Origin of the sequence: Pseudomonas fragi (assembly GCF_025426255.1) — a bacterium.
GTDB lineage: Bacteria > Pseudomonadota > Gammaproteobacteria > Pseudomonadales > Pseudomonadaceae > Aquipseudomonas > Aquipseudomonas kulmbachensis.
This window is the reverse complement of the sequence record NZ_CP104861.1, coordinates 3,759,025-3,782,490: the sequence shown is the minus strand read 5'-3', so window position 1 is coordinate 3,782,490 and position 23,466 is coordinate 3,759,025. Positions and strand designations below refer to the sequence as shown.

Here is a 23,466-nt window from a genome sequence, read left to right as displayed (position 1 = left end):
TTCTACCTAATTTTATGGGGCCTTAGCGGGCTATTCGCCCAGCCGGGCCATCAGGTTTTTATAGGCTTCAGGTGTCCACTCGCCGCTAGTCAGGGGGCAGGGCGGCCCGGCGCGGTTGAGGTGGGCGAGCAGGTCAGGCAGCTCGGTCACACCATTGCCGAAAGCGCGTTCGATGGAGTCGCCCAGCAGCTCTTCAAACTGGGTATTGGGACGTTTGCGGGCCTGATGCGGCTCGACATAAGGGAGTTGGGTCGTACTCATTTCATTAACCTGCGCAAGTTTTTTATAGGGGCGATCAAGCCGCATTCGGCGTGGGTACGGTCCAGGCGTCGTAGCCATAAACCCAATCGGCATTGCCGCCGTCCTTGAGCCATTGATTACCCCGTGAACCAATCTGGATCTGGCTGGTGCGTTGCAGGCGGGCGTTCTGGTAAGCGAGCAGAGCATCGGCAATTTGCCCGGTGCTGGTCAGGTCTTGCAGATGGCGGGCGAGCACCACCGCGTCTTCGATGGCCTGGCCTGCACCCTGAGCCATAAACGGCATCATCGGATGGCACGCGTCACCCAGCAGGGTCATGGCGCCCTGGGACCAGAACGGCAGCGGGTCGCGTTCGTACAGTGCGGTCTTGAGCACATCGCTGCAGGCATCGAGCAGGGCGCGGGCATCGGGATGGAAGTCCTGATAGTGGCTGCGCAACTCGTCGGCATCCCCGGCGCTGGTCCAGGACTCTTCATGCCAGCTGTCTTGCGCGGTAGTGGCGAAGATAAAAATGTCGCGGCCCTGATTCAGCGGGAAGGTCACGATCTGGCTTTCAGGGTTGGGCCCCCACCACTTGGTGAACGCTTGAATATTCGGCACATGGGCCACGCTTTCGGCGGGCACCACGGCGCGGTAGGCGACTACCCCGGTAAAGCGTGGTTGCTCATCACCGAACAACGCATTGCGTACCACCGAGTGGATGCCGTCGGCGCCGATCAGCAGGTCGGTGACGTGACGGCTGCCGTCCTTGAAGTGCAGTTCGATGCCTTGTCCGGTCTGTACCACTTGCTCGGCACGTTTGCCAAATTGCACGTTTTCACTCGGGAACACATCGGCCAGCGCAGCCAGCAAGTCGGCGCGGTGAATGGTCAGTTGTGGCGCGCCGTATTTCTGTTCGGCGGCATCGGCCATTTCCAGACGCGAGGTTTCTTCGCCGCTGTCCCACATCCGGCTGATGCGGTGAGTGGGGCGGGCTGCGGGGATACGCACCGCCGCGCCGACACCCAAGCCGTCAAGGGCTCGCACGGCGTTTGGGGTCAGGTTGATATCGGCACCGACCCGCAAAAAGGCCTTTGACTGTTCGAACACGGTGACGTTGTGGCCTGCGCGCTGCAGGGCAATCGCGGCGGTCAGGCCGCCGATTCCGGCACCGGCAATGGCGATATTCAGGGAAGACATGGGCGACTCCTGTTCAGGGTTTCGGTTTGTCGGTAAGGAATTTGCCTTGCGGTGCCTCGACATGCTGCTGGCGACGGGTATTGCCATCGATGCCGCCCGCGATGGCCCATTCGGCAAACATCGTGGGGCCGGGTTCGAAGGCGCGTGGCTGCCACTCGCCGGTCAGTTGGTCTTCGTCGGCGTAGTACTCCACCAGCGCGCCAGCCGGGTTTTTGAAGTACCAGAAGAATGCCGAGGACACCGGATGGCGCCCAGGGCCAATTTCGGTGGCCCAGCCGCTGCGCGAGATATGCATGCCGCCGCCGAACACTTCGTGTACATCGCGCACGGTGAACGCGACGTGATTCAACCCGGCGCGCGGGGCGGGCAGTTGCAGCATGAACAGGTCGTGGTGGCCGCCTTCTTCGGCGGTGCGCAAAAACGCGCCGCGATCCGGATAACGATCCGAGGCCTGGAAACCAAAACGCTCGTGGTAGAAGGCTTCGCAGGCATTCACGTCCTTGACGAAAAACACCACATGGCCAACCTCAATCGGCGTGGCGCGGTCGTAGATCGGCGCGGCTTTATTGATCCGGCCTTTGGTCTGCCAGGTGTTATGGCCGCTGCACTCGATCTCCAGTTCACGCTTGCGGGTTACTTGCAGGCGGATGGCCAGGCCATTGGGATCGGTGCAGCCGATACGACCGTTGCTCTCGATAAAGCCCGGGTCGTTGGCGATGCGCTGGCTGTACAGCGCCAGGTCGGCAGTGTCGGCCACACCCCACACCACTTCGCGCACGGTCGAGCCGGCTTCGATGGCGGGCGGCAAGCCGGCCTTGTTGATATCGGCGAGGACCACACGGCAGCCGTTGAGGGTTTCAAAGATCACCTCATCGGCCTGCTCGCTGACTTTGCTCAGGCCCCAGTCGCTGAAAAAACGTACACAGGTGTCCAGATCCTCGACACCGTAGGTGACTTCATCAATGCCCAATACGCTCATAACCCACCTTCTTTTGCCACACCGGCCCAGGCCAGCGGCTGTTCGTTCATGCCCCAATAGAGGCTTTTCTGTTCCATGTACTGCAGGATGCCGAGGCGGCCTTTTTCGCGGCCCAGGCCGCTGTCGCGCCAGCCGCCGAACGGGGTGGAAATCGAGAACTGCTTGTAGGTGTTGATCCACACCGTACCGGCCTGGATTTTTCGTCCCAGCGCCCAGGCACGCTTGTAATCGCGGGTCCAGATTCCGGCGGCGAGGGCATACAGGCTGTCGTTGGCCTGCTCCAGCAGTTGCGCTTCGTCATCGAACGGCATAGCCACCAGCACCGGGCCGAAGATCTCTTCCTGGCAGACTTGCTGGTGGTTGCTCAGGCCTTCGAGGATGGTCGGTGGATAGAAGTAACCCTGGTCGTACACGCCACCGCGCAAGCGCTGACCGCCGAGCATCAGGCGTCCACCTTCGGCGAGCCCCAGGGCGACGTAGCGCTCAACCGACTCGCGGTGCGCGGCGCTGATCAGCGGGCCCATTTGCGTGCGCTCATCGGCCGGGTCACCGACCCGCAACTCAGCTGCGGCCGCCACCAGCCGCGCCATAAACGGCTCATACAGGGCACGGGCGACAAACAGCCGCGAGCCGGCAATGCAGGCTTCACCCGACGAGCTGAAAATGCCGTACAGCACCCCGGCCACCGCGTGGTCGAGGTCGGCGTCGTCGAGCACGATGGTCGGCGACTTGCCACCCAGCTCCAATGACACCGGCATCATTTTGTCGGCGGCGATATGGGCAATGTGCTTGCCGGTTTTGGTCCCGCCGGTGAACGACACACGTTTGACCAGCGGGTGGCGGGTCAGGGCATCACCCAGCAGCGAACCCTTGCCTGGCAGCACGCTGAGCAGGCCTTTGGGCAAACCAGCGTCCTCACAAATACGCGCCAGTTGCAGGGCCATTAGCGGGGTGATTTCGGCCGGTTTGATTACCACGGCGTTACCCGCGGCCAGTGCTGGCGCGACCTTTTGCGCTTCGCTGGCGATCGGCGAGTTCCACGGCGTGATCGCAGCGATCACACCCATGGGCTCGTAGACGCTCATGGTGACGAAGTCACCGCGTGACGGGGTGATGGTTTCTTCGAGGGTTTCACAGGCCGAGGCGAAAAACTGGAACGTACCGGCCGCGCTGGCTACCAGGGCTCGAGTTTCGCTGATCGGCTTGCCGTTGTCCTGGCGCTGTAACTGCGCCAGATCTTCGCTGCGTTCGCGGATCAGTTCGGCGATGCGATACAGCACGCTGGCCCGCTCGTGGGGTTTGCGCTGCGCCCAGCCACTGTGCAAAAACGCTTGGTGGGCACCCTGCACGGCGTCTTCCACGTCTTCGACGCTGGCGGCATTGAGCCAGGCCACGGTCTCGCCGGTCGCCGGGTAGCACGTGGCGTAGCGCTCACCGCGGCCTTGTCGCCATTGGCCAGCAATGCAGATGGGTAAGGTCTGTTCGAGAGTCATAAGGGGGTCCTTGGCTTGCAACTTGCCGCTAAATTCATATCGAAATCACATGCGCGTGGTTGCCCAAGGCGCGTACAACGCTATAAACGGTCAGCGCCGAGGTTTTCGGGTTGGCCAGTAGCGGCTTGCCGCGCAGGCTCATTTCAAAACCGCCAAAAGCTCCGCGGGCTTCGAAGTGATGCACGTTCTCTTCGCTGCTCGGGTCGGCAATCAGGGTCACCAGCGTGCGGTCCAGTCCGATCCCTGCCAGGGACAAGGTGGCCGCGACGTTGGCATTTTTTGGATAAAGCCGTGCTGCCTCACGGGCGCTGCCCTGAAAAATCACCGTGGCTTCGCTGATGCTGTCCAGGTCGCAGACCTGCTCGGCCGGGGTGTTTTTCCAGGCCCGGGCCGGTTTGCGCCCGGTGTAGCTGACCGAATCCAGCCCGCCCACCTTGGCCGCCGACAGAGCGTCGATGCCGCCGATAGCGCCGGGCAGCAACTGGATGTAGGTCTGACCACGCTCGGCAGCCGCTTCCAGGCGCTCCACCAGGCCGACCTCGGACAGTGCGCCGACCGACACCACCAGGCACGGGATGCCGCGCTCCAGCGCCGGTAGTACGTGCTCTTCGATGGCGCGGTGGCCAGCGCACTCGACCAACAGGTCAGGGCGAGCGTCTGCTGGCAATGCGGTCAGTACCTGCGGCGGATGTTTGAAACCCGCCAGGCGCTGGCGCACCAGTTCCTCGGAACCAGCCGAGGCAATAACGCAGTCGACGCACATCTGCGCATCGCTCTCCAGCAGTTCGAGTACGCCGACGCCAATCGCGCCGCAGCCAACCATGGTGATATGCAACATGAACTAGTCCTCAGGCCGTGGCTTTTTGCGCTTTGGTTTCGCTGTTGGGCGGACCGGCGAACTGGGTGGCGAAACTGCCGACGCTGAGCATGTCGACTTCCAGCAGGAACGGGCCGGGTTGCGCCAATGCACCGTCGACCACACTGGCGAAATCCTTGAGGTCGGTGACCAGCGCGTGACGCAGGTTCAGCGACTCGGCGAGCATGGCGTAATCCGGGGTATGCAGGTCGACGTAGCAGTGGCGGCTGCCATACACCGCGTCCTGAATATTGCGGATCACCCCGTAGCGCTGGTCGTTCATCAGCAGGATCACCACGTTGGCCTTCTCTTGCACCAACGTCGCCAGCTCTCCGAGGTTAAGGATGAAACCGCCGTCACCCGCCAGGGCGAAGACCTTGCGTGTAGGGTCGGTCTCGGCGGCTGCAACCGCAGCACCGATGGCCATCGGCATCCCTTGGCCAATACCGCCACCCAGTGCATGCACGCCCGAACGCGGGTGGAACAGGGTCAGCAGGCGATTGCCCCAGATGCTGTTGGACAAGGTCACGTCGCGCACCCAGGAAAAATTGCGCCCGGTCATGCCTTGCAACTGTTCAACCATCGCCGAATACGGGCCAAGGTCTGCAACCAGTTGGGCGCGGGATTGTTCGCGCACCGCCTTGAGGTCGGCGAGGAACGTCGGGTCGATTTTCAGCCGCCCTTGCAGACGATCGGCCAGGCCGTCGAGGGCCAGCGCCGCATCACCGCAGATAAACAGTTCGCTGTTGTAGCTGCGGCCTTCGATGGCCGGGTTGGCGTCGATCCGCAGGGTGTTGCGCGGCAGTTTCAGCGCGTACTTGAAGGTTTCGTTGCTGCGCAGGCGCGAACCTGCAATCAGCAGCGCATCGCAGCTTTGCAGAAACTGTTCGACCCGCTTGTTTTGCGAAAACGCGCCAAGGCAGCGCTCGTCGTCTTCATTGACCACCCCGCGGCCTTGGGTCGAGGTGATCACACCGACGCCCATCTCCAGCAGGCGTTTGACCTGCGCCCCGGCATGCCGCGCCCCACCACCGAGCCACAGCAGCGGGCGGGTAGCACTGGCCAGCCGCTCGGCCACCAGGTCCAGCGCTTCGGGCGACGGTACGGCCACGGGGATCGGCAATGGCGACAGGTCGGTGGGCATGGGGATAAAGGTCGACTGGATATCGATCGGGATCTCGACGCTGACCGGCCCGGTAGGGGCGGTGAGGGCGGTTTGCACGGCGAGCTTCAGGGTGCTGATGGCGGTTTCGACGCTGCGCACCCGGAATGCGGCCTTGGACACGGCCTTGAGCATGGTCAACTGGTCGCGGGCTTCGTGGATGTAAGCAAACTCCTGATCCAGATACGGTGTTTCGATTTGCCCGGTGATGTGTAGCAGCGGTGTGCCAGCGGTCAGTGCTTCGACCATTGCACCCGCGGCGTTACCCGCAGCGGTGCCGGTAGAGGTCAGGCATACCCCCAGGCCGCCGGTGGTGCGGGCATAGGCATCGGCCATATTGGTGGCGCCGGCTTCACCCCGGGCCATGACAAAGCGGATATTGCCCCGCGCGGCGAAGGCATCGAGGATCGGCATGTTGTGGATGGAGATCACGCCGAACGCGGCCTTGACCTCGCACTGTTCAAGAAATGCAGTGATGGCGGCGCCAACGGTGACGGTATTTTCATTACGCATGGCGGGACAGACCTCCAGAAACATCGATATGGCTGCCTGTGGTGTACGAGGACAAAGGCGAAGCCAAAAACAGGATCGCGCGGGCCGCTTCAATCGGCAGGCCCAGACGCCCCAAGGGAATGTGTTTGCGTTGCGCCAGTTGGGCGGTCCATCGGGACCAGTCGAGCTCGCGCTCTTCCCGGGCCTCGAAGCGACGGCGCCATTGGCCTGACTCGACCAGGCCGATCAGAATGCCGTTGACTCGAATGCCCTCAGGGGCAAATTCGGTGGCCATTGAACGCACCAGGTTCATCACTCCGGCGCGGGCGGCCGAGGTGGCGACCATGTGCGGTTCCGGTTGGCTGGCCAGCAGTGAATTGACGCAGACGATGGCGGCGTCGGGCTGGCTTTGCAGCTGGGTCATAAAGGCGCGGACCGGGTTGATCACCGAGAAAAACTTCAGGTTCAACTCTTCGGCCCAGTCGCTGTCCGTGGTATCGGCAAAGGTCGATACCCGGCCCTGGCCTGCGTTGTTGATCAAGATACTCGCCGGGCCAAGTGCTGCGAGGCTGGCGGCGGCAAAGGACTTCACTGACTCTGCGTCTAGCACATTGCACACCTGGGCAAGCAGGCGTGCTTCGGGGAAGCGTTGGCGCAAGGTGGCTTCGGCGTTGCGCAAACGTTCTTCGTTACGCCCGCATAAAGCTACGGCGGCGCCGGCTTCGAGCAACAGTTCGACGCAGGCCAGGCCAATTCCCGAAGAACCACCGGTGACAATCGCGGTGCTGCCTTGCAGTTGATAGAGGCTCATCTCAATCCCTCATCAAGGCGGTGACGCGGTTGTGGCCATCGTTGGCCGCGCCGCTGTTGTAGTTGAGCAACCGCGACAGCTCGTCGGCGCTGCGGCGCACTTGCAGCAGCAACTCGTTGAAGTTGACGTGGGCAATCTGCGCGGTGGGAATGGTCACCCCCAGGGCGGCAACAATCCTGCTTGACTCATCGCGCACCGGAGCGGCAACGGTGGAGATCGACGACTCGAAGAAACCTTCGCCGCTGACGAAACCGCGCTCGCGGTCTGCCTGTACCATGTCGAACAGTTCCAGGGCGGTTTTTGGCGTGCAGGGGGAGTGCTGTTCAAGATGTTCTTCGGGGAACAGCTCGCGTAATTCGCTCAGTGACAGGTCTTCCAGCAGGATGCGCCCCAGCACCGTGGCGTGTGCGGGCAGGCGGGTGCCGACGTTGACTGCGCTGGAGAACACCGACGGTGGCGAGACCTTGGCCACGTACACGATGGAGCGGCCATCGCGGACCACCAGGTTGCTCGGATAGTTGACCCGGTCACACAAACGCGCGAGCAACGGTTGCCCCAGCTCGGTCAGTTCCAGCGAGGCCAGGTACTCGAAGCCCAGGCGCAGTACCGACATGCCGAGGCGGTATTCGTTGCCGCTGCGGGTGACGAAACCCATGGTTTCAAGGGTGGTCAGCAGACGAAAAATCGTCGAGCGCGGCAGGGCCAGACGCCGCGCCAGCTCGGGGGCGGTCAGGGTGCGGTTGCTGCGCGTGAACTCGCACAGCAGCAGCAAGCCGCGCTCCAGGCCCGGCACGATATATTTGTCCTGAGCGTCCTTGGGCAGTTCTGAATCTGTCATAGCGATGCACCTGTCAGGGATTGTTTGATGGCAATGGCCAGTTGGCCTGCCACCGCATAGGGTTGTTCGATAGGGCTGGCATGTCCTGCGCTGTCAATCAGGCTGAAGCTGGCGCCCAAGGTCTGGGCCAGTACCCGGCAGCTGTCGGGTGTGGTGATGCCGTCGGCGGCGCCGCAATGCACGTCGCACGGCATCGACAGCGGGGGGTGGCGCAGCAGGTCATCGCCGCACAGCAGTTCAATGGCCTGGCGATAACCCTCGGGGTTAAGCCGCGCCATGTTCCAGCGCACCCAGGCGTGATCCTTGGGGCTGGCGCCGGGTGAAAGCATGTAGGCACTGCGTTGCTCGGCCATGGCCTGAATGCCTGGGTATTCGAGGTCGGCCAGGCGTTTTAGACGCACGGCCTGGCCCTGAATCTTGCGCGATGGATGGCCATAGCCCTGGGCCGGGCTGATCAACACCAGTCGGCTTACCCGTTGTTGCTGTGCGCCGCTGGCGAAGGCCGTTGCCGTGATTGCACCAAGGGAATGGCCCACCAGCACACAACGCTCAATATCCAGTGCGTCGAGCATTTGCCGCAGGCGCTCGGCGTAGTCGGATGCATCCGGGGCCAGCGAACGTAGCGGGCTGGACTCCCCGTAGCCGGGGGCATCCCAGGCAATTACCCGTACGCGTTGCGCCAGCAACTGCGCCACCGCCAACCAGGACGCCGCGCCAGAGCCAATACCGTGCAACAGCACAATGGCCGGCCCGCTCCCGCATTCGCGCAAGCTTTGACGCCCGCCTGCGACGTCCAGCGTGCGCAGGGGGAAGTTAACGGCCAGCCTTGCTTCAAGGTCGGCGGTCAGCGTCGGGGTTAGATGATCGGTGGCGTGGAGCATGGCGTTATCCGCGTTTGATCGAGGCCAGAGGGTGCTCTGGCGGGTAAGTCGGGGTCAGCGGTTTTTTTGCGCCGAGCATCACGCACATCAACGCGTCTTCATCGCCGATGTTGATCTCTTCGCGATACACACCGGGCGGCACGGAGATCACATCGCGGTCGGTGAGGATGGTTTCGAACCGCTCGCCGTCTTTCTCGATCACCACCTTGAGTGTGCCGCGCAGCACGAAGAACACTTCTTCAACGTCGGTGTGCAGGTGTGGTGGGCCTTCGTGGCCGGCCGGAATCACCATGGTCGAAAAGGTGAAATTCTCTGACGGGATGGTGTTCATGTCAGTGCTCACACCCGTACCGCCGGTGCCGATGTAACGCATTTGCGCACGGCGGAATTTTGGGTCGTAGTCGGCCTGGAACTTCAGTGCGTTCCAGTCGTACTGGCGCGTTTCATAGCGGGCGATACGGCTTTTCATCCAACTGGCGAGGTCGCTGCCGGCGGGCTGTTCCCAGCTTTTTGGGGTGTCTTGCTGTGCGGATAAATCGGTCATGGCTGTCTCCAGTTCAAGGCATGACGAACCCGCCGTTGACCGGCAGGGTTTGTCCAGTGATAAAGCGGGCAAGGTCGGACAGCGCGAACAGCACGGCGCCGCTGACGTCTTCGGGCAGTTGCGGGCGCTGTATGGCCCGGCGGTCGTTGTACAAGCGGTGACGTGCTTCGGGCACGTAGGCGGTGGCCTCGACCAGCACCAGGCCGGGGGCAATGGCATTGACCGTGATGTTGTCGACGCCCAGTTCGCGGGCCAGGCTGCGGGTCATGGCGATGATTGCGCCCTTGCTCGCGACATACGCCAACAGGTTTGGCGCGCCCCATAGCGGGGTATCGGAGGCCAGGTTGACGATGGCGCCCTGGCCGCTATTGCGCAGGGCGGGCAGGCAGGCTTTGGTCATCAGCCAGGTACCGCGCACGTTGACCTGCATGACCTGGTCCCAGGTGTCGATGTGCAGCTCTTCGCAGGTTTTGCCGCCGGAGTTGGTGATCGAGGCATTGTTCACCAGCCCGTCGAGCCCACCCAGCAAGTGCACGGTTTGCGCGACGCAGGCATCGATCGAAGCGGGCTGCGCCAGATCGACAGTTACCCCATACACGTTGAGCCCTTCAGCGACCAGTTCGGCGGCTGACTGCTGCACGCGCTCGGCGAGAATATCGGCGATCACCACCTGGGCACCGGCCTGGCCAATAGCCCTGGCAAAGGCATAACCCAACCCGCGAGCACCGCCGGTGACCAGCACCCGGCGCCCTTCAAGTAACGATTTATGAGCGCTCATCATTGGGTACTCAGCATGGCTTTAGGCATGTAATGCAGGACGCGCTTCTCGGCCCAGACCACGGCGCCGTAAGCCAATACGCCGATCAGGGTGAGCATGACGATGGCGACGAATACGCCAGCTGTATTGCCTTGGCCCTCGGCGTCGACCAGCAGGAACCCCAGGCCCTGATTGCCGCCGACCAGCTCACCCACGGTGACGCCGATCACGGCCAGGGTCGATGCGATACGCAGGCCGGAGAACAGCGCGGCCATGGCGGACGGGAACTCCACCAGACGGAAGATCTGCCAGCGGCTGGCGCTCATGGTGCGCACCAGGTTGATCATGTCCGGGTCTACGGTACGGATGGCGGAGAGCACGTTGATCATTACCGGGAAGAACACGATCAGGATCGCGATCAAAATCTTCGGGTAGATGGTGTAGCCCAGCCACATCACAAACAGCGGGGCGAAGGCCACTTTCGGGGCAATTTGCAGCGCCAGAATGTACGGCGAGAGCATGGCTTCGGCGCTGGGAGATAGCCCCAGCGATACGCCAATCGCTACGCCGAGCAGTGCGCCCAAGGCGAAGCCGACCACGATCTCGAACGCGGTGATCAGGGTGTGTTGCAGCAGGCCACCGGTTTGCCACATCAGCACGCCTTCCTGGGCCACACGGCTCAGTTTTGGCATGACAAATTCGGGCATGCCGAGCAGTCCAGGGCCCCATTGCCAGAGCGCCAGAAACAGGATCAGCAGGGCGATGCTGCCGAACACGGAGTTGTTAAGGTTTTTCATCGTATGTGTACCTTGTTGTCACTGGCCGTTATTGCGCGGCTGTTGGGCTGTCGATGAACTGGTTGGTGTAGAGCTCGTCGAGCTTGGGCTCGCGGGTGACGATGCCTTCGCTGACATAGAATTGGCGCACCGCTTCGAGTCGCGCCGGATCAATGCGCCCCAGTACGGGCTGGTTGGCATAAACGTGTTCGACGTAGAGCTTGAAGATTTTCTCCAGCTCATCTTCCTTGCCGGTATAGGCCGGAACCGCCTTGGCGAACGTCACGGCCGCGGCACGTGGGTCCTGGATGATGTCGCGCATGCCCTGCAGGGTTGCCTGCACCGTGCCGCGTACAATCTGCGGGTGGTTTTTGATGGCGTCATCGGAAGCGATGATCGACTGGGCCGTGCTTTCGAAAATTTGCTCTTGCGGGATCAGCTTGACCTTCAAGCCTGCTTCTTGGGCCTGGACCACCCAGTCCGGTACACCGGCCATGGCCTGGGCCTTGTTGGCCGTGAACAACTGCCAGACCCCCGCTGGGCCTGCGGCCTGGATATTCACATCGGTTTTGCTCAGGCCTGCTTTGCGCAGCGTGGCGAGCAGGGCGTAGTAGGTGGTGTCCGAGTAGGACATCACGGTCATGGTCTTGCCCTTGAGGTCGGCCACCGAATTGATATTGTCCGCGGCATTGGTCGCGATCATCGTTACCCCGCCTGCACCCAGGATAGCCACGGCCCGCACGGGAATGCCGTTGGCTCGCACCACGATCGGGGTATCGCCGATGGCGCCGCCGAGCATGGCGTTACCGGCGCCGATCTGCTTGGCCACATCCACCCCGCCCTTGGCTGCGATGAAGTTCATGTTCAAATCCTGGGCGGCGTAGTAGCCCTTTTCCTTGGCAATAATCCACGGAGCGAACGCTGGCAGGTTCGGCGGTGCCGGTAACAGGTACGTCACGTCGGTCGGTTGCGCCTGGGCGGCGAAAGCCACGCCCAGGCTCAAGGCAAGGGCGCTGGCTTGGCTAAAACGTTGAAACACAGACTTGAACATGCGGACTCCTCAAACAGGTGGGGGACGGCAGGGCGTGATCAATGCAGTTCGGTGTCGGCGCCGACTTGCAGCAATTCCATCAGGCGGCCTACCAGCGGGCCGATTTGCGGCAGCTTGCGGCGCTCCAGCGGGTTGTCGCGAAACGGCAGGTCAATGCTGATTTCTTCGATGATGGTGCCGGGGCGGGCGCTCATGACCAGCAAGCGATCGGACATGGCGATGGCTTCGATCAGGTCGTGGGTGATGAACAGGGCGGTTTTCTTTTCATCGAACAACATGCGCGCCATGTCTTGCTGCAGGATCATTTTGGTTTGCGCATCCAGCGCCGAGAACGGCTCATCGAGAAACAGCACTTGCGGGTCGATGGCCAGGGTGCGGGCCAGGGCTGCGCGTTGGCGCATGCCGCCTGATAGCTGGAACGGGTAGTGGTCGGCAAAACCGTGCAGGTGGCAGCGGTCGAGCAGATCCTTGGCCACGGCTTGGCGCTTGGCCGCGGGTACACCTTGAATCTCAAGGCCCAGCTCGACGTTGCGGCGGATACTGCGCCACGGCATGAGCAGGTCTTTTTGCAGCATGAACGCGACCTGGCGAACCGGGCCGGTAACCGCTTCACCGCCGACGAAGACTTCGCCTTCGGTGGGGCGATACAGACCGGAGCCCATGTTCAGGATGGTGCTTTTGCCGCAACCGGAGGGGCCGATGATCGACACCACTTCGCCACGGCGAATCTTGAAATTTACCTCGCGGATGGCGAAGGGGGCTTCGGACTTTCCTTTGGCCGGGAAGCACTTTCCGACATTGCGGAATTCAATTTCGGTGGGCTCCATATCTTCCTTGGGAGCGGCGTTGTTCCATTGCGGCGCGACGGCGAACATCTCTTTCACAGCCATTGGGAAGGGTCTCTGGTCTGTTTTATAGGTGATACGGTGTTTAGTGCATGAACAATGCCAAAGTATTTATGGTTAAGTTTTATGTTTGAAATCTGTTGTTAATCAGTAAGTTGAGTGTTTATTCGGTTAATTGGCTTGTTTCATATATAAAACAACGTTTCTGTTCTGGCACAAAAATGCCCATGTTCAGCGCGAGCCAAATGAAGTTGCGAGAAAGTGGTGCTTCGGTAAGTAACGGATACACGTGTTAATTCGGGGTTTTGTTTTAAGTGCGAAACAGCCGGGACTTTGGTTGGAATCCCTGAGTGAAATCATGTGACTGCCGGGTTTGGTTACACCTCGGTGGTGTAGCGCAACTATCATGGCCTGGTTGTTTAGTCGTTTTGTGGCTCTAGGTGCTATGCCGTTGCAGCTCTACAGTGGAGCTATCTATCCTTATGGCTGACCATCATGGACTTCACACTGCAACACCTTGAGGACGAACCGGCCCTGCGTGCCAGTTTTGACCTGATGCGCGTCTTGCGCCCACATCTGCGCGATCCTGCAGCCTATTCGACGCAATTGCTGCGTCAGGTGGCTCAGGGCTATCGCCTGCTGGGCGCCTGGCAGGGGCTAACCCTGGTTGGGCTGGCGGGATACCGCGAGATGGAGAATCTGATCTATTCGCGCTTTATCTATGTCGATGATCTGGTGGTCAGTCCCGATTTGCAGCGCTCGGGGCTGGGGGCCAAACTTCTGAACGGCGTTCGTGACGAGGCCGTGCGCCGTCAGTGCAATCAACTGGTGCTGGACACAGGGCTGCATATGGCTCTGGCTCAGCGTTTCTACTTCCGCCAGGGCCTGCTGGCGCATGGCATGCACTTCACCCAGAGCCTGACCGGGAAGCAACCATGAACAACGCCTTGCTGATCAACGCCAGCCCCCACGGGCACTTTTCCCACGCCAGCCGTCTGGCCCGAGAGTTATTGGCCTCGCTACGCCAACGCTACCCGGACCTGGCCTGGGTGGGGCGGGATCTGAGCGAGCAGCCCTTGCCGCCACTGAACATCGACTATGGCGCGGCACTGGCCGCACCCACTGCGTTTGATGCTCCTGTGTTCGATGTGTCCGAGACGCTGATCCGTGAGTTGGAAGCCAGTGACATATTGGTGATCGCCACGCCCATGCACAATTTCACCATTCCGGCGGCGCTAAAGCTGTGGATCGACTACGTGTTGCGTATCCATCGCACCTTCAGCGCGGGGCCAGAAGGCAAAACCGGCTTGCTCGCCGACCGTCCGGTGTATGTGCTGGTAGGGTCGGGTGGTTTTCATCAGGGGGAGCGGGCGCGGCAACCCGATTTTCTGACCGATTACCTGCGTTATGCCCTCAACACGCTCGGGCTGTTTGATATCCACTTTGTCTACTTGCAGGGACTGGTGTTTGGCGAGGAGGCGGTGGCCGCGGCACTCACGGTTGCCCGTGGGCAACTGGCCGACCTGGCGGGGCGATAGCATTCGTGTAGTCACTGGCAAGGCCCGAAGGCTGCGAGAACAGGTGTTTGACGTTATCAATCAATAGCTGGCTCAACACCTGTGCCGGGCCTGCCTGCACGCTTTGGGTGTAAAACGGCGACAGGTGTTCGTCACCGCCCAGGCACTGGGTGCTTTCAACGCCTGTTGATTGAACGGTTATCCATGCTCCGGGTTCAGATCAGTGTTTCAGAGCATAAATCTCAGTCTGGTCATTGATCCGGTCAGGGGCTGCGCCCTTCGTCTGTGCGCAGGCCGTCGCCAGTGCAACATTAAACTTTTGAATCCCAAGGATATTCTGTAGCCTTGGCGCTCTGAATAGCTGGTCCGTGCCTGATAACACACATTCTCCCGGCGGGACTTGACGGTCCGGAGCCGGTGGTACACTCGACTTTCGCGCAACAGCGCTTGCAGGTCTTGCGAACATGACGCAAATTTCTGAACGACTTCTGGTTCAAGCCCACCTTGATGCCAAGCAGCCCAAGCCGTTGACTGAGGCCCAAGCCCTCAGCCTGCGTGCGCAGATCGCGGCTGAACTAAAAGCCCGCGATGCGGTGCTGGTGGCGCATTTTTATTGTGATCCGGTGATTCAGGCCCTGGCCGAAGAAACCGGCGGATGTGTGTCCGACTCTCTGGAAATGGCCCGCTTTGGCGCGGCCCACCCGGCCAAAACGATTTTGGTTGCCGGTGTGCGTTTTATGGGCGAGACGGCAAAAATCCTCACCCCTGAAAAACGCGTGCTGATGCCCACACTGGAGGCCACCTGTTCGCTTGATCTGGGTTGCCCGGTTGAGGAGTTCTCGGCCTTTTGCGACAAGCATCCCGAGCGCACGGTGGTGGTGTATGCCAACACTTCAGCGGCGGTCAAGGCTCGGGCTGACTGGGTAGTGACCTCAAGCTGCGCACTGGAAATTGTCGAAAGCCTGATGGATAACGGCGAAACCATTATTTGGGGGCCGGATAAGCATTTGGGCCGTTACATTCAGCGCCAGACCGGTGCCGACATGCTGCTGTGGGACGGTGCCTGCATCGTTCACGAAGAGTTCAAGTCCAAGCAGCTTGAAGACATGAAGGCGTTGTACCCGGATGCGGCGATTCTGGTTCACCCTGAGTCGCCGGAGTCGGTGATCGATCTGGCCGACGCGGTGGGGTCCACCAGCCAGTTGATTGCAGCGGCGCAAAACCTGCCGAACAAGACGTTTATCGTGGCCACCGACCGCGGCATTTTTTACAAGATGCAGCAGTTGTGCCCGGACAAGGTCTTTATCGAAGCGCCGACCGCGGGTAACGGTGCTGCATGCCGCAGTTGCGCGCATTGCCCGTGGATGGCGATGAACACACTGGAGCGCACGCTGGAGTGCTTGCAGCAGGGCAGCAACGAAATCTTTGTTGACCCGGCACTGGTGCCTCACGCGATTCGCCCGCTCAAACGCATGCTGGATTTCACCCAGGCTGCGCGTTTGAAATTGGCGGGGAATGCCTAGTTTTATTGTGGGAGCGAGCCTGCTGGCGATGCAGGCGGTGCGGTTTGTCTGGATGACTGCCTCGAGGCCATCGCGAGCAGGCTCCCTCCCACGTGAAGCATCAGTTCATCATCTCTTTAAGCGCCCGCTCCTGATCCATCAACTCCCGCTTGCGCGCGTCCAGGCGCGACGACAGCTGGAAGTTGTTGGTCAGCTTCTGCGCGAAGTCCAGTTGCTGGATGGCCTGTCGATAGTCGCCCACCAAAGCAAAATACTCGGCACGCGCTTGATGCAGGCCGATGATATTGCCCGACAAACCCCGCGTTTCGGCCACTGAGTACCAGACATCCGGGTCATCGGGGCGGCTTTTGAGCAAGGCTTCAAGAGCCTTGTCGGCTTCCTTGGGATTATTTTGCTTGAGCAGCAAATCAACTCGGGCCTGGTTGAGCGGGTAGTTGCCCGGATAGAGCGTGCGCATTCTGTCGATGCGCTGCTGGGCTTCGGCCAGGCGATTGCTGTCCATATCCAGCTCAATCTGCGCCAGGTTGTAGGTGATGTCGTTCGGCGCCTTTTCCAGCAGGGGCTTGAGGGTCTCGCGGGCTTCGGTGAACTGGCTGCTTTTGATATGGGCAATCGCGAGGCCATAACGGGCTACGTCGTTTTTCGGGTTTTCATCCAGTTGCTGGCGAAAGCGCTTGGCGGCCAGGCCCGGGGTTTCTTCGTAGTTGAGTTGTACCCGGGCGCGGATCAGTTGATAGCGCAGGCTGTCTTCGGTGCCGCCCACTCTGGCCTGTTCGGCACGGTTGCGGGTGTCGGCGATACGCGACTCGGTGACCGGGTGAGTCAGCAAAAACTCGGGTGGCCTGCCGTCAAAACGGTATTGGCGCATCAGGCGCTCAAACATGGTGGGCATGGAGCGTGGGTCGTAACCGGCTTTTTCCAGGTTGAGAATACCGATCCGGTCCGCTTCCTGCTCATTCTGGCGCGAGAAGCGCCGCTGCTCTTGCAGGGCTGCGGCTTGTGTACCGGCGATGGCGGCGATCCCGGCGTCGCCCGCGCCTGAGGCCGCAACGATGATCCCGGCGAGCAGGGCGGCCATCATCGGCAATTGCATGCGCTGCTGGGCTTCTACGCCGCGGGCAAAGTGGCGTTGCGACAAGTGGGCCAGTTCGTGGGCCATTACCGAGGCATATTCGCCTTCGGTCTGGGCATTGAGAAACAGGCCGCCGTTAACCCCGATGATCCCGCCGGGCGCGGCAAAGGCGTTGAGTTGCGGGCTGTTGATCAGGATGAATTCCAGGCGCCGATCCTGCACCTGGCTGGTTTCGACCAGTTTGTAGACGCTGGTTTCGACGTAATCCTTGAGTTGCGGGTCGTTGAGTTGCGACACCTGGCTGCGCAGCATGCTCAACCAGGCGCGGCCCAATTGGTACTCTTGCTGCGGCGAGACGATGGACGAACTGGCGTCACCCAGAGACGGTAAATCGTCGGCGAAACTCGGTGAAGCGAGCAGGCAAGCGAGCGTCAACAGGGTAGGGCGCAGAAAAGTCATGCACAGAGCTCTAGTCGGTAAAGCGCTTACTGTAGCTGGACACTGGTCTGACGACCAGTGGCGGGTCGGCTTGGGGTATTCTAGCCGGCATAAAAAATGCCCCTCTGGAGAAGTACGTAATGACTGATGCGTTGGCCCATGATGCCGAACTGGACGCCGCGGGCCTGAATTGTCCGTTACCGTTGCTCAAGGCCAAGATGGCGCTGAACAAAATGATCAGTGGGCAGGTCCTTAAGGTGGTCGCCACGGATGCGGGTTCGCAACGCGACTTTCGTACCTTCGCACGCCTGGCTGGGCATGAGCTGCTGCGTGAGGAAGAGGATGCTGGCACCTATCGCTACTGGTTACGCAAGGCTTGAGTCCTGATTGACTTCAACTGTGGGGGCGGGCCTGCTCGCTCCCACAGAGAAGCACCGTACTTTCTTCTAAGGAATACCGATGTTCAAGGTTTTACGCGGTTGGGTGCAGCGCTATTTCTCCGATGAAGAGGCGGTGGTGCTGGCGGTTTTGTTGGTGCTGGCTTTTACCGCCGTGCTGACATTGGGCGGCATGTTGGCGCCGGTGCTGGCGGGCATGGTGCTGGCGTATTTGATGCAGGGCCTGGTCGTTGCGCTGGAACGCATGCGAGTACCGGCTGCGGCGGCGGTCGGGCTGGTGTTTGCGTTGTTCATGGGGTTGTTGCTGGTGTTCCTCGTGGTCGCGGTGCCCTTGCTTTGGCATCAGTTGATCACCTTGTTCAACGAGTTACCGGGCATGCTCGCCAAGTGGCAATCGCTGCTACTGCTGTTGCCCGAGCGGTATCCGCATCTGGTGTCGGATGAGCAGGTGCTGCAGGCCATCGAAGTGGCCCGGGGTGAAATCGGCAAGTTTGGGCAACTGGCGCTGACCTTTTCGTTGTCCAGCTTGCCGCTGTTGGTCAACATCATGATTTATCTGGTGCTGGTGCCGATTCTGGTGTTTTTCTTCCTCAAGGACCGGGCGTTGATTGGTCGTTGGGTGCGCGGTTACTTGCCCCGTGAACGGGCATTGATTACCCGGGTGGCCGAGGAAATGAACCGCCAGATTGCCAATTACATTCGCGGCAAGGTCATTGAAATCATTATCTGTGGCGGCGTGACTTATATCGCCTTTGTCACCATGGGCCTTAACTACGCGGCCTTGCTGGCGCTGCTGGTGGGGATCTCGGTGGTGGTGCCGTATGTAGGGGCGGTGGTGGTGACCGTGCCGGTGCTGTTGATTGCGTTGTTCCAGTGGGGCTGGAGCGACCAGTTTATCTACCTGATGGCGGTCTACGGGATCATCCAGACTCTGGACGGCAATGTGCTGGTGCCGCTGCTGTTCTCCGAGGCGGTAAGCTTGCACCCGGTGGCGATCATTTGCGCGGTGTTGTTGTTTGGCGGCTTGTGGGGTTTCTGGGGGATATTTTTTGCGATCCCTCTGGCGACGCTGTTCAAGGCGGTGCTCGATGCCTGGCCGCGTGAGCAACAATTAGTGGCTCCACTACTATAAATAGCTGAATCCCGAACATGAAAAAGCCCCGGCTCTTAAGTACAAGCCGGGGCTTTTTCGTTACTGCATCAGCTTACGCTTGAATAACCGGGATATTGGCATTTGCAGCCGCTTCACGGAATTCGGCGATCTGATCAAAGCTCAGGTAGCGGTACACGTCCGCTGCCATGGTGTTGATCTCTGCCGCGTAGACCATGTACTCCTCGACGCTTGGCAGGCGACCCAGGATCGAGGCAACCGACGCCAACTCGGCCGAAGCCAGGTAAACGTTAGCGCCGTCACCCAGACGGTTCGGGAAGTTGCGGGTCGAAGTCGACACAACAGTCGAGTTCGGCTCTACACGTGCCTGGTTACCCATGCACAGCGAGCAGCCCGGCATTTCCATGCGCGCGCCTGCTTTGCCGAAGATGCCGTAGTAGCCTTCTTCGGTCAGCTGGTGAGCGTCCATCTTGGTCGGAGGCGACAGCCACAGACGAGTTGGCAACTGGCCTTTGACCTTGTCCAGCAACTTGCCCGCAGCGCGGAAGTGGCCGATGTTGGTCATGCACGAACCGATGAACACTTCGTCGATTTTCTCACCGGTAACGGTGGACAGCAGACGGGCGTCATCCGGGTCGTTCGGCGCGCAGAGCACAGGCTCATTGATGTCAGCCAAGTCGATTTCGATGATGTGCGCGTATTCGGCGTCAGCATCGGCTTCCATCAGTTCAGGGTTGGCTACCCAGGCTTCCATCGCTTGAGCACGACGCTCAAGGGTACGAGCATCGCCGTAACCTTCACCGATCATCCAGCGCAGCAGGGTGATGTTGGAGTTCAGGTATTCGGTGATGGACTCTTTGGACAGCTTGATGGTGCAGCCAGCAGCCGAACGCTCTGCCGAGGCGTCGGACAGTTCGAATGCCTGCTCGATGCTCAGGTTGTCCAGACCTTCGATTTCCAGGATGCGACCCGAGAATTCGTTGATCTTGCCTTTCTTCTCGACCGTCAGCAGACCCTGTTGGATTGCGACGTAAGGAATGGCGTGTACCAGGTCACGCAGGGTGATGCCCGGCTGCATTTCGCCTTTGAAGCGAACCAGAACCGACTCAGGCATGTCCAGTGGCATAACGCCAGTGGCTGCTGCGAACGCTACCAGACCGGAACCGGCCGGGAACGAAATGCCCATTGGGAAACGAGTGTGGGAGTCGCCGCCAGTGCCGACGGTATCCGGCAGCAGCATACGGTTCAGCCAGCTGTGGATGATGCCGTCGCCCGGACGCAGGGATACACCGCCACGGGTCATGATGAAGTCAGGCAGGGTGTGGTGGGTGGTCACGTCGATCGGCTTTGGATAAGCCGCGGTATGGCAGAACGACTGCATTACCAGATCAGCGGAGAAGCCCAGGCACGCCAGGTCTTTCAGTTCGTCACGGGTCATTGGACCGGTGGTGTCCTGAGAGCCTACGGTGGTCATCTTCGGTTCGCAGTAAGTACCTGGACGAACGCCAGTTACGCCGCAAGCCTTGCCAACCATTTTCTGCGCCAGGGTGAAACCCTTGGTGCTTTCAATCGGAGCTTCAGGCTTCTTGAACAGGTCGGCAGGGCCCAGACCCAGTTCAGCGCGAGCCTTATCGGTCAGGCCACGGCCGATGATCAGAGGGATACGGCCACCAGCGCGAACTTCGTCCAACAGCACCGGGGTCTTCATTTCGAAGGTGGTGATGACTTCGTCAGTACCGTGCTTGCAGACTTTGCCAGCGTGCGGGTACAGGTCGATCACGTCGCCCATGTTGATGTTGGAAACATCGAATTCGATTGGCAGTGCGCCAGCATCTTCCATGGTGTTGTAGAAGATTGGAGCGATTTTGCTGCCGAAGCAGAAACCACCGGCACGCTTGTTCGGTACATAAGGAACGTCGTCGCCGAAGAACCACAGTACGGAGTTGGTAGCCGATTTACGCGACGAACCGGTACCGACCACGTCACCGACGTAGGCAATCGGGAAGCCGGCGTTGCGCATTTCTTCGATTTGCTTCATCGGACCGATGGAGCCTTGAACGTCCGGCACGATACCGTCGCGAGCCATTTTCAGCATGGCCAGGGCGTGCAGCGGGATATCAGGGCGCGACCAGGCGTCCGGTGCAGGCGACAGGTCGTCGGTGTTGGTTTCGCCGGTGACCTTGAACACGCGCAGGCTGATTTTGTCAGCCAGGACTGGGCGGTTCTTGAACCACTCGCCGTCAGCCCAGGATTGCACTACAGCTTTGGCGTGGGGGTTGCCGTTTTTGGCTTTTTCAGCGACGTCGTGGAAGGCGTCAAACATCAGCAGGGTGTGCTTGAGTTGCTCGGCGGCAACCGGTGCCAACTCTGCGTCGTCCAGCATCTCAACCAGAGTCACGATGTTGTAGCCGCCTTGCATAGTGCCAAGCAGTTCAACAGCGCGTTTTTTGCTGATCAAAGGAGAGGTAGCTTCGCCCTTGGCAATCGCTGCCAGGAAGCCGGCTTTTACGTAAGCAGCTTCGTCAACACCCGGCGGAATGCGGTTGGTGATCAGGTCTACGAGGAATTCTTCTTCGCCGGCTGGCGGGTTTTTCAGCAGCTCAACCAGGCCTGCGGTTTGTTCGGCGTTAAGCGGCTGGGGAACGATACCCAGTGCTGCACGCTCTTCGATATGTTTGCGGTAGGCTTCAAGCACAGTTATTACCCTCATCATTGGTCCCAAATGGGTGTCCGGGACGCGCATCCAGGAATGCCGAGCACTCATGCGCTGCGGGGCTTTTTGAGCCGCTTAGCCAGAATTGCAAGGATTCCCAACAGAAGCTGTTTTCAAAGTTTTACGCCTTCCGAACGGGGGGCATGATGAATGTTGGTGCGGGTATCTGCAGTGCAAACACCCCTCACCAACACCGTTCTTCGGGATCAACTGTGCTCGTGACGCTTTGAAAACAGCTTCTAACGGACATTGGCGCCTTAAAAGGCAGACCGATTCTACGGTAAAAACTTGTTAAAGGTAAGTTAGGCCCTGAAGGTTGAGGGGTGATCTGCGTTAGACAAAGGGCTAACATGGGCGCCTGTTTCGTTCTGCAGTGCTCTATTTCGCCATGTCCAATCAAACCATCAAGACTCCCTGCATAGGCCTTTGCTCAACGGTTTACGGCGACCTCGTGTGCCGTGGTTGCAAGCGTTTCCACCATGAAGTGATCAATTGGAACGGTTACAACGAGGAAGAAAAGCGCGCTGTATGGCGCAGGCTTGAGCAGCTTTTGGTGCAAGTGATGGCTGGCAAGGTAGAGGTTTTTGATCGAGCCACGCTGCGCGACCAACTGGTGGCGCGCAAGATCCGCTTTGTGCCCAACCAGTCCGAATATTGCTGGGCCTACCAGCTGATTGCCCGCGGTGCGCGGGTGATCAATCAGCTGGAGCTCTACGGCATGGTGCTATTGCCGGAGTTTCGTGGTTGGGCTCTGCCCGAGTTGCGTGACGCCATTGATCGGGAATTTTTCCTGCTGTCCGAAGCGCATTATCAGCGCTATATCGCCCCTGGTTTTTTGCAAGAGGCCTTTGGCGAATAAGCCGATCAGCTCTTGCTCGCCAGTTCTTCCAGGTGCTCGATCATGTCATCGGGCTTGAGCACCAGGATGTCGCTTTCCAGCTTGTCTATCACCACTTCAGCAGTATTGCCGATCAGTGCGCCCGAGAAACCGGTGCGCGCCACTGTGCCCATCACCGTCACTACCGCGCCCAGAGCTTTGGCTACCCGTGGAATAATCACGTCTGCCGGGCCTTCCTCGATATGCAGGCGGCTGTCATCAATTTCACATTGCTGCTGAAACACCTTGCACTCGGCCCGGTAGGTTTGTTCCAGCTGGGTATCCAGGGGGTAAGCTGCGTCGACCGCTGCCAGCATTGGAGCGGGGTGAGCGCTGACGACATGAAATTGCGCATGGGCCATGCTGGCGATGCGGAAGCCGTGGTCGACAATGCTTGAATGCAGGGCCATATGCTCAGGATCGTTGTTGCCCACGTCGACGGCGGCCAATATGACCCCGTGCTCCCAGGATTCTGCGGTTTTGGCCAGCAGTACCGGGCTCGGGCAGTAACGCAGCAGTTTCCAGTCTTCGGGAGTCAGCAGGACTTTTTTCAGCGGGTTATCCGGCACGTGTTGCTTGATCACCAATCCGCAATTGTGAGCTTGCTGCACCTTGATGATGGTTGCGTGCTGGCTTTCATGCCAGGCCTGCTCGCTGCTGACGCTGTAGGCTTCAGTTTTCAGGCTGCTTTCAAGCACGCTCAGCAGGGCTGAGTGGTCATGCTTTTTATCGCAGATCAACAGATGCAAGTGCGCCTTGGTGTGGCAGGCGATATGTTTGGCACGTTTGAGTGCGAGGCTTTCCATCAGATGGGGCTCGATGACGACCAACAGGGTGTTAATGCTGTGCATGACCGATGACTCCACAAGTAATAAAAGCGGCTTGCATTCACTA

The 23,466-nt window shown here is 60.1% G+C and carries 23 protein-coding genes; 6 read left to right on the top strand and 17 right to left on the bottom strand.

Features of this window, described 5'->3' with window-relative positions; genetic code table 11:
* Positions 1-30: 30 nt before the first annotated feature.
* From N7D90_RS17545 to N7D90_RS17480, 14 genes are read right to left on the bottom strand one after another with little or no spacing between them, the layout of a single operon-like run.
* Complete coding sequence (locus N7D90_RS17545) at positions 31-261, bottom strand: recombinase-like helix-turn-helix domain-containing protein (RefSeq protein ID WP_261739192.1); 231 nt, start codon at positions 259-261, stop codon at positions 31-33.
* A 34-nt stretch (positions 262-295) separates the two neighbouring features.
* The gene (locus tag N7D90_RS17540; protein WP_261739191.1) at positions 296-1,438 is read right to left on the bottom strand and encodes an FAD-dependent monooxygenase; all 1,143 of its coding nucleotides are present in this window, start codon (positions 1,436-1,438) and stop codon (positions 296-298) included.
* 13 nt (positions 1,439-1,451) lie between these two features.
* Positions 1,452-2,417, bottom strand: a complete 966-nt coding sequence (locus tag N7D90_RS17535; protein ID WP_261739190.1) for a VOC family protein — start codon at positions 2,415-2,417, stop codon at positions 1,452-1,454.
* Entirely contained in the window at positions 2,414-3,910 is a 1,497-nt protein-coding gene (locus N7D90_RS17530; RefSeq protein ID WP_261739189.1) for an aldehyde dehydrogenase, read from the bottom strand. The genes N7D90_RS17535 and N7D90_RS17530 overlap by 4 nt, the downstream gene beginning before the upstream one ends.
* 34 nt (positions 3,911-3,944) lie before the next feature.
* Complete coding sequence (locus N7D90_RS17525) at positions 3,945-4,748, bottom strand: aspartate dehydrogenase (RefSeq protein ID WP_261739188.1); 804 nt, start codon at positions 4,746-4,748, stop codon at positions 3,945-3,947.
* 10 nt (positions 4,749-4,758) lie between these two features.
* On the bottom strand, positions 4,759-6,441 hold the full coding sequence (locus N7D90_RS17520; protein WP_261739187.1) for a thiamine pyrophosphate-binding protein: 1,683 nt from the start codon (positions 6,439-6,441) through the stop codon (positions 4,759-4,761).
* Positions 6,434-7,231, bottom strand: coding sequence for an SDR family oxidoreductase (locus tag N7D90_RS17515; protein ID WP_261739186.1), 798 nt, complete (start codon positions 7,229-7,231; stop codon positions 6,434-6,436). The genes N7D90_RS17520 and N7D90_RS17515 overlap by 8 nt, the downstream gene beginning before the upstream one ends.
* Position 7,232: 1 nt before the next feature.
* A complete protein-coding gene (locus N7D90_RS17510; protein ID WP_261739185.1) occupies positions 7,233-8,069 on the bottom strand; it encodes an IclR family transcriptional regulator in 837 nt (278 codons plus the stop codon).
* The gene (locus N7D90_RS17505; protein ID WP_261739184.1) at positions 8,066-8,950 is read right to left on the bottom strand and encodes an alpha/beta fold hydrolase; all 885 of its coding nucleotides are present in this window, start codon (positions 8,948-8,950) and stop codon (positions 8,066-8,068) included. Before N7D90_RS17505 ends, N7D90_RS17510 begins: the two co-directional genes overlap by 4 nt.
* 4 nt (positions 8,951-8,954) lie before the next feature.
* Entirely contained in the window at positions 8,955-9,494 is a 540-nt protein-coding gene (locus N7D90_RS17500) for a cupin domain-containing protein (RefSeq protein ID WP_261739183.1), read from the bottom strand.
* Positions 9,495-9,507: 13 nt separating this feature from the next.
* A complete protein-coding gene (locus N7D90_RS17495; RefSeq protein ID WP_261739182.1) occupies positions 9,508-10,272 on the bottom strand; it encodes an SDR family oxidoreductase in 765 nt (254 codons plus the stop codon).
* Positions 10,272-11,048, bottom strand: a complete 777-nt coding sequence (locus tag N7D90_RS17490; RefSeq protein WP_261739181.1) for an ABC transporter permease — start codon at positions 11,046-11,048, stop codon at positions 10,272-10,274. Before N7D90_RS17490 ends, N7D90_RS17495 begins: the two co-directional genes overlap by 1 nt.
* A 28-nt stretch (positions 11,049-11,076) precedes the next feature.
* Positions 11,077-12,078, bottom strand: coding sequence for an ABC transporter substrate-binding protein (locus N7D90_RS17485; RefSeq protein WP_261739180.1), 1,002 nt, complete (start codon positions 12,076-12,078; stop codon positions 11,077-11,079).
* Between the two features lie 38 nt (positions 12,079-12,116).
* The gene (locus tag N7D90_RS17480) at positions 12,117-12,968 is read right to left on the bottom strand and encodes an ABC transporter ATP-binding protein (RefSeq protein ID WP_395247634.1); all 852 of its coding nucleotides are present in this window, start codon (positions 12,966-12,968) and stop codon (positions 12,117-12,119) included.
* A 450-nt stretch (positions 12,969-13,418) separates the two neighbouring features.
* Here N7D90_RS17480 and N7D90_RS17475 point away from each other — a divergent pair, with 450 nt between their 5' ends.
* From N7D90_RS17475 to nadA, 3 genes are all read left to right on the top strand, one after another.
* Positions 13,419-13,862: a GNAT family N-acetyltransferase gene (locus tag N7D90_RS17475; RefSeq protein WP_261739179.1), complete on the top strand. Its 444-nt coding sequence runs from the start codon at positions 13,419-13,421 to the stop codon at positions 13,860-13,862.
* A complete protein-coding gene (locus N7D90_RS17470) occupies positions 13,859-14,461 on the top strand; it encodes an FMN-dependent NADH-azoreductase (protein ID WP_261739178.1) in 603 nt (200 codons plus the stop codon). Before N7D90_RS17475 ends, N7D90_RS17470 begins: the two co-directional genes overlap by 4 nt.
* 443 nt (positions 14,462-14,904) lie before the next feature.
* Complete coding sequence (gene nadA / locus N7D90_RS17465) at positions 14,905-15,963, top strand: quinolinate synthase NadA (protein ID WP_095001725.1); 1,059 nt, start codon at positions 14,905-14,907, stop codon at positions 15,961-15,963.
* A gap of 100 nt (positions 15,964-16,063) precedes the next feature.
* Here the strand turns inward: nadA and N7D90_RS17460 are convergent, their stop codons facing one another.
* On the bottom strand, positions 16,064-17,494 hold the full coding sequence (locus N7D90_RS17460) for a M48 family metalloprotease (RefSeq protein ID WP_261739177.1): 1,431 nt from the start codon (positions 17,492-17,494) through the stop codon (positions 16,064-16,066).
* 119 nt (positions 17,495-17,613) lie between these two features.
* On the opposite strand from N7D90_RS17460, the gene N7D90_RS17455 reads away from it, so the two are divergent.
* Positions 17,614-17,853 carry a sulfurtransferase TusA family protein gene (locus tag N7D90_RS17455; protein ID WP_261739176.1) on the top strand — a complete coding sequence of 80 codons (240 nt, stop codon included), beginning with the start codon at positions 17,614-17,616 and terminating at the stop codon, positions 17,851-17,853.
* A 79-nt stretch (positions 17,854-17,932) separates the two neighbouring features.
* On the top strand, positions 17,933-19,003 hold the full coding sequence (locus N7D90_RS17450) for an AI-2E family transporter (protein WP_261739175.1): 1,071 nt from the start codon (positions 17,933-17,935) through the stop codon (positions 19,001-19,003).
* 73 nt (positions 19,004-19,076) lie between these two features.
* On the opposite strand, the gene acnB is transcribed toward N7D90_RS17450, so the two are convergent.
* A complete protein-coding gene (gene acnB / locus N7D90_RS17445) occupies positions 19,077-21,677 on the bottom strand; it encodes a bifunctional aconitate hydratase 2/2-methylisocitrate dehydratase (protein WP_261742470.1) in 2,601 nt (866 codons plus the stop codon).
* 406 nt (positions 21,678-22,083) lie between these two features.
* On the opposite strand from acnB, the gene N7D90_RS17440 reads away from it, so the two are divergent.
* The gene (locus N7D90_RS17440; protein ID WP_261739174.1) at positions 22,084-22,554 is read left to right on the top strand and encodes a DUF1289 domain-containing protein; all 471 of its coding nucleotides are present in this window, start codon (positions 22,084-22,086) and stop codon (positions 22,552-22,554) included.
* 5 nt (positions 22,555-22,559) lie between these two features.
* Here N7D90_RS17440 and N7D90_RS17435 read toward each other — a convergent pair whose 3' ends face one another.
* On the bottom strand, positions 22,560-23,423 hold the full coding sequence (locus tag N7D90_RS17435; RefSeq protein ID WP_261739173.1) for a universal stress protein: 864 nt from the start codon (positions 23,421-23,423) through the stop codon (positions 22,560-22,562).
* Positions 23,424-23,466: the final 43 nt, after the last annotated feature.